At 53.0% G+C, this 6,611-nt stretch carries 7 protein-coding genes; 1 reads left to right on the top strand and 6 read right to left on the bottom strand.

Annotation, left to right across the window (positions count from 1 at the left end; all coding sequences use genetic code 11):
* Positions 1–104: 104 nt before the first annotated feature.
* From proS to metN, 6 genes are all read right to left on the bottom strand, one after another.
* Positions 105–1,823: a proline--tRNA ligase gene (gene proS / locus ACSZPU_RS22020; protein ID WP_499003147.1), complete on the bottom strand. Its 1,719-nt coding sequence runs from the start codon at positions 1,821–1,823 to the stop codon at positions 105–107.
* Between the two features lie 112 nt (positions 1,824–1,935).
* Entirely contained in the window at positions 1,936–2,643 is a 708-nt protein-coding gene (tsaA, locus tag ACSZPU_RS22015; protein ID WP_499003145.1) for a tRNA (N6-threonylcarbamoyladenosine(37)-N6)-methyltransferase TrmO, read from the bottom strand.
* Positions 2,640–3,044 (bottom strand): envelope stress sensor lipoprotein RcsF, encoded by a 405-nt coding sequence (gene rcsF / locus ACSZPU_RS22010; RefSeq protein WP_499003141.1) that lies wholly within the window; start codon positions 3,042–3,044, stop codon positions 2,640–2,642. The genes tsaA and rcsF overlap by 4 nt, the downstream gene beginning before the upstream one ends.
* 107 nt (positions 3,045–3,151) lie before the next feature.
* On the bottom strand, positions 3,152–3,967 hold the full coding sequence (gene metQ / locus ACSZPU_RS22005) for a methionine ABC transporter substrate-binding lipoprotein MetQ (protein WP_071193686.1): 816 nt from the start codon (positions 3,965–3,967) through the stop codon (positions 3,152–3,154).
* Between the two features lie 42 nt (positions 3,968–4,009).
* Complete coding sequence (locus tag ACSZPU_RS22000) at positions 4,010–4,663, bottom strand: methionine ABC transporter permease MetI (protein ID WP_499003139.1); 654 nt, start codon at positions 4,661–4,663, stop codon at positions 4,010–4,012.
* Positions 4,656–5,687 (bottom strand): methionine ABC transporter ATP-binding protein MetN, encoded by a 1,032-nt coding sequence (gene metN / locus ACSZPU_RS21995; protein ID WP_499003135.1) that lies wholly within the window; start codon positions 5,685–5,687, stop codon positions 4,656–4,658. Before metN ends, ACSZPU_RS22000 begins: the two co-directional genes overlap by 8 nt.
* A gap of 188 nt (positions 5,688–5,875) precedes the next feature.
* On the opposite strand from metN, the gene gmhB reads away from it, so the two are divergent.
* Positions 5,876–6,469 (top strand): D-glycero-beta-D-manno-heptose 1,7-bisphosphate 7-phosphatase, encoded by a 594-nt coding sequence (gene gmhB, locus ACSZPU_RS21990; RefSeq protein WP_499003133.1) that lies wholly within the window; start codon positions 5,876–5,878, stop codon positions 6,467–6,469.
* Positions 6,470–6,611 lie beyond the last annotated feature (142 nt).

Here is a 6,611-nt window from a genome sequence, read left to right as displayed (position 1 = left end):
GAGTAGCATTATTGGCAGAGCCAACTTATTGCTGACCACCTCCATAGGAGGTGGTGTTCATGCAAATATAAAAAAAGGCCTCGCAGTGCGAGGCCTTTTTACTGTTAGCCCTTGATGGCGCTGATCAGATAATTCAGTATGTCACCGGTCTTGATCATCTGTTTCTCGCCGGTACGACGGTATTTGTATTCGATATCGTCGTTGTCGAGGTTACGATCACCGATAACGATAGTGTGCGGGATACCGATCAGTTCCATATCAGCAAACATCACGCCCGGACGCTCTTTTCGATCGTCCATTAGTACGTCGATGCCCTGTGCACGCAGTTCGTTGTAGTATTTTTCCGCCAGTTCCTGCACGCGATAGGACTTGTGCATGTTCATCGGCAGAATTGCAACCTGGAACGGTGCGATGTTGTCCGGCCACACGATCCCGCGCTCATCGTTGTTCTGCTCAATGGCCGCAGCCACCACGCGAGTTACCCCGATACCGTAGCAACCCATGGTCAGGATCTGGTTACGACCGTCTTCGCCCTGTACCGCAGCGTTCATTGCCTGGGAGTACTTGGTGCCCAACTGGAAGATGTGACCGACTTCGATACCGCGTTTGATCATCAGGGTACCCTGACCATCCGGGCTCGGATCGCCAGCGACAACGTTACGAATGTCGGCAACTTCCGGGGTAGCCACATCGCGATCCCAGTTGATACCGAAATAGTGTTTACCGTCGATGTTCGCGCCAGCAGAGAAATCGCTCATGGCGGCAACGGTACGGTCGATAACCACTGGAATCGGCATGTTCACCGGACCCAGAGAACCCGGACCTGCGCTCACAACTGCACGAATGTCGGCTTCCGTTGCGAACGTCAGCGGGCTGGCAACCTGCGGCAGTTTTTCTGCTTTGACCTCGTTGAGCTCGTGATCGCCACGAACCAGCAGCGCAACCAGCGGGTAGCTGCTGTCTTCAACGGCTTTGACCAGAAGCGTCTTCACGGTTTTTTCGATCGGCAGGTTGAACTGCTCAACCAGCTCGGCGATGGTTTTTGCGTTCGGGGTATCGACCAGCGTCATCGCTTCGGTGGCTGCTGCGCGCGGTGTTGTTGGCGCCAGTGCTTCTGCGAACTCGATGTTAGCGGCGTAATCAGAGGTGTCAGAGAAGATCACATCGTCTTCACCGCTCTGTGCCAGTACCTGGAATTCATGGGACGCGCTGCCACCGATAGAACCGGTATCTGCCTGCACGGCACGGAAATCCAGACCCATGCGACTGAAAATTTTGCTGTAAGCCGCATACATCGCGTCGTAGGTTTCCTGCAGGGATTCCTGAGACGTGTGGAATGAGTAGGCGTCTTTCATGATGAACTCACGGGAGCGCATCACACCGAAACGCGGACGCACTTCGTCGCGGAACTTGGTCTGAATCTGATAGAAGTTCAGCGGCAGCTGTTTATAGGAGTTCAGCTCGTTGCGGATCAGATCCGTAATAACTTCTTCATGGGTTGGGCCAAGAACGAACGGGCGATCTCCACGGTCAACAAAACGCAGCAACTCCGGGCCATACTGCTCCCAGCGACCACTTTCCTGCCACAGTTCTGCAGGCTGGACCACTGGCATTGACACCTCAATCGCACCGGCGTTATTCATCTCTTCACGCACGATGTTTTCGACTTTTTTCAGGACGCGCAGGCCGGTTGGCAGCCAGGCGTATAACCCGGAGGCCAGCTTGCGGATCATCCCGGCGCGTAACATCAGCTGGTGGCTGATGACTTCGGCGTCGGCAGGTGTCTCCTTCAGAGTGGAGAGCAGGTATTGGCTAGTACGCATGTTGTTACGGTTCCATTTGGACGATTGGAACAGGCTCAAAAGGAGCCTGATTCAAAAAAAGTGATTCAGTTTACCAGCGAGAAAGGGATGCCAAAAGTAGAGGGCTGAGAAATTAACGGCCTTCGAGCGCAAACACCTCAAAACCTGCTGTGGTCACGCGCCAGCGCACGTTGAAATCCAGCAATAAGACGGCGTAAGTTTTCCCCATCTCCTCATCTTTACGGTATGCCGGGCGCGGATCTTGCGCCAGTACTTCAATAATAAACGACTTTAGCTGCGGGTAACGCTTTTCTAACTGTGGAAATGCCGCTTTAAGCTCGGGCGTGAAGTACACCGGCATCTCAGCAACGGGTGCCTGTTGCGCATAGCTGGCGCTGGCGTGGGGTAAGGCTTCTGCAAAAGGTAAGTACGGTTTGATATCAACAACCGGCGTGCCGTCGACCAGATCGAGGCTGCCCAGTTGCAAAATCACATGTTCTTTCTCGCAGCGAATGCCTTTTAGCTCAACCAGCGACATGCCGATCGGGTTAGGGCGGAAGGTTGAGCGTGTAGCGAAAACCCCCATCCGTGCATTACCGCCGAGTCGGGGAGGGCGTACGGTAGGACGCCAGCCACCCGCCATCGTCTGGTGGAAAATAAACACGACCCAGAGATGGCTAAAGGCCTCGAGTCCACGCACGGCTTCGGCCTGATTATAAGGAGGCAGCAGATGGAGTTCACCGCCCCCGTGTTTAACCAGACCAGGCTGGCGGGGAACGGCAAACTTTTCTTTATACGGGGAGCGGATGACGCCTATCTGCTCAAGGGCAAATTCGGTCATTTCGCCGTGACGTTCAGCGCTGAACCTACGCACACAGCCTGACGGTAGCAACCTGGCGTGCCGCTGGTGACTTCACAGCTGTGGAGCAGAACCGCATTCGCTTTCATTTTCGATGCGTTGATCTGCATGCGTTTACGGGCGGTCGGGATATTCGGCGGTGAATCCTGATTGCTTGCCTGGCAAGAATCGCCGGTCACTTCACCTAAATCACGGAACGGTTTACCCACCAAATCTTCAGCATTCGTAATGATTCGAACTGGCGTTGGACGCGGCGGCTTCGGTTTTGCTGGTTCTGTTTTAGGCGGGGTTGCTGTGCTTTGAACAGGTTCGACAGGAGATCTGCTTAGCATTGAACAGCCGCTCAACATGAGTGCTAAAAAACAGATCGGTAAAGCACGCATAATATGTCCTCAATAAATGATCTTAACGCCGCTTATTGAATCAGGAGCTTGCACAAATGACAAGACGGGCATGCGCCCGTCCTGAAGGATATTGCTAACGGGTAAAATTACCAGCCTTTCACCGCGCCGCCATTGAAGACTTTGTTCGCTGCTTCGTAGACTTCATCAGACTGATAAGCCTGAACGAATTTCTTCACGTTTTCAGCGTCTTTGTTGTCTTCACGGGTCACGATCAGGTTAACGTACGGGGAATCTTTATCTTCAACAAAGATACCATCTTTTGCCGGGGTCAGGTTGATCTGGCTGGCATAGGTGGTGTTGATAACGGCCAGCGCGATCTGTGCATCGTCCAGAGAACGCGGCAGTTGCGGAGCTTCCAGCTCAACAATTTTCAGGTTTTTCGGGTTCTCGGTGATATCCAGAGCCGTCGGCAGCAGGCCAACACCGTCTTTCAGTTTGATCAGACCTTGTTTCTGCAGCAGCAGCAGGGAACGGCCAAGGTTAGTCGGGTCGTTAGGTACGGCAACCTGAGCGCCTTCCTGCAGTTCATCAATAGATTTGATTTTTTTGGAGTAGCCCGCGATCGGGTAAACAAAGGTATTGCCGACAGCAACCAGCTTGTAGCCGCGATCTTTGATCTGCTGATCCAGGTACGGTTTGTGCTGGAAGGCGTTAGCGTCGATGTCGCCTTTGCTCAGCGCTTCGTTCGGCAGCACGTAGTCGTTGAAAGTGACCAGCTCAACGTCCAGGCCATATTTCTCTTTTGCCACTTTCTGTGCCACTTCGGCAACCTGCTGTTCAGCACCGACGATGACGCCGACTTTAATATGGTTCGGATTCTTTTCGTCCTGACCACAACCTACCAGTGCCAGAGAGCCAATCAGGGCACCCACTGCCGCAAAGGTCTTGAATTTAAAAGCCATGTGTTTTTCCTTTCTTTCAGAGTCGTTGTGTTGTGAGCAACGTTATTTGTGAGTAACAGTTCGCACGATACGATCGCCTGCAAACTGAATTAAGTAAACCAGAATCACCAGCAGCGCCAGGACGGTATTCATCACAATGGCGTTATAGCCAATGTAGCCGTACTGGTAACCAATCTGCCCCAGACCGCCAGCACCCACGGCACCGCCCATCGCGGAATAACCTACCAGGGTAATTAAGGTAATCGTTGCCGCATTGACCAGACCTGGCAGCGCTTCCGGCAGCAGTACCTTACGGATGATCTGCATCGGGGTTGCGCCCATTGCGCGGGAGGCTTCAATCAGGCCGGTCGGGATTTCCAGCAGGGCGTTTTCCACCATACGGGCAATAAAAGGTGCGGCGCCGACGGTCAGAGGCACAATCGCAGCCTGAAGGCCAATAGAGGTTCCCACGATAATGCGGGTGAACGGGATCATCCAGACCAGCAAAATAATGAACGGGATCGAGCGGAAGATATTCACCAGCGCCGAAATGGTACGGTAGAGCTTTGCGTTCTCAGAAATTTGCCCCGGACGCGAGACGTACAGCAGAACGCCAACCGGAAGACCCAGCACAAAACCGAAGAAACCGGATACGAAGGTCATCGCCAGCGTTTCCCAGACACCGCGTGCCAGTAACCACATCATTGGTTCAGACATAACCCAGCACCTCTACTTTCACATGGTGTTCTTTAAGCCAGGCAATCGCGGCTTGCGTATCCTGCGGCTCGCCGTGCATTTCTGTCAGCATGATGCCGAACTTCACGCCACCGGCGTAATCCATCTGCGCACTAATAATATTGTTGTTCACGTTGTAGCGGCGTGCGGTTTCTGAAAGCAGTGGGGCATCGACCGATTGACCGGTGAACTCCATGCGTAACATCGGCACGGTGCCAGCCAGTGGCTGCTCTTTCAGGCGCTGCAGATAATCCTCGGGGATATCCAGGTGCAGTGTTGACTGAATAAATTGCTGCGCCAGCGGCGTTTTGGGATGAGAGAACACTTCGCTTACCGTGTCCTGCTCGATCAGCTCACCATTACTGATAACGGCAACGCAATCGCAAATGCGCTTCACGACATCCATTTCATGGGTGATGAGCAGAATTGTCAGGTCCAGACGACGGTTGATGTCTTTCAACAATTCCAGAATGGAACGGGTGGTTGCCGGATCCAGTGCGCTGGTGGCTTCATCACACAGCAGCACTTTCGGGTTGCTCGCCAGTGCGCGGGCAATGGCCACACGCTGTTTTTGACCACCGGAGAGGTTTGCCGGATAGCTGTCGTGCTTGTCGCCCAGTCCAACCAGGTCCAGCAACTCTTTGACGCGACGGTTAATCTCTTCGCGCGGCGTGTTATCCAGCTCAAGCGGCAGCGAGACGTTGCCAAACACGGTGCGGGAAGAGAGTAAATTAAAGTGCTGGAAGATCATGCCAATCTGGCGGCGAGCTTTGGTTAGTTGTGCTTCGGAGAGGGCGGTCAGCTCCTGGCCGTCAACCTGGACGCTACCCTGGGACGGGCGCTCAAGCAGGTTAACGCAGCGAATAAGCGTACTTTTACCGGCACCTGAGGCACCAATGACGCCATAAATTTGCCCGGCAGGAACATGCAGGCTGACATTGTTCAGCGCCTGAATGGTGCGAGTTCCCTGCTGGAACACTTTGGTTATATTGGAAAGTTTAATCATCAGATTATTTTTATCGTATGAGAGTTAGCCGTGGCATTTTGTTCTGCCTGTTACGGGTGATGCCCGTAAACAAAGCGGATGTTAAGGCATCCAGACGGCTAAATCAATCGAACCCTGCGCGATGAGCACTTTCCTGTGCTGTGAAACATGAGATACTACGCCCACATGCCTTTTTCAGGAGCAACCCGGTGGCAAAATCAGTACCTGCAATTTTCCTCGACCGTGATGGCAGTATTAATGTCGACCACGGTTATGTGCACGAAATTGATGATTTCGAATTTATAGACGGTGTCATCGATGCCATGCGCGAACTGAAAGCTATGGGCTTCGCGCTGGTCGTGGTGACCAACCAGTCCGGTATTGCGCGCGGTAAATTCACCGAAGCTCAGTTTGAAACGCTGACAGAATGGATGGACTGGTCGCTGGCCGATCGCGATGTTGAACTGGATGGTATCTATTATTGTCCGCATCACCCGCAGGGTACGGTAGAAGAGTTCCGCCAGACATGTGACTGCCGTAAACCACATCCGGGCATGCTCATCTCTGCACGCGACTATCTGCACATTGATATGTCTGCTTCTTATATGGTGGGCGACAAAGTAGAAGATATGCAGGCAGCTGCTGCTGCCGATGTGGGAACGAAAGTTCTGGTGCGTACCGGAAAGCCTGTCACGCCTGAGGCAGAAAATGCGGCTGATTGGGTGATTAATGGCCTTGCAGACCTGCCAGCAGCCATCAAAAAGCACCAAAATAGCCATTGTGATGAAAAGATGAGCGGTTGAAGTAAAAATGCATTTTTCCGCTTGTCATTCGTCGAGCGCCCCCTATAATGCGCCTCCATCGACACGGCGGATGTGAATCACTTCACACTAAGTAGCCGGTTCGGTTGAAGAGAAAAACCTGAAAATAAACGGTTGACTCTGA

It is taken from the genome of Phytobacter sp. V69 (assembly GCF_965644215.1).
In the GTDB taxonomy this organism is placed as follows: Bacteria; Pseudomonadota; Gammaproteobacteria; order Enterobacterales; family Enterobacteriaceae; genus Phytobacter.
This window is presented reverse-complemented; position numbering and strand designations above follow the sequence as displayed.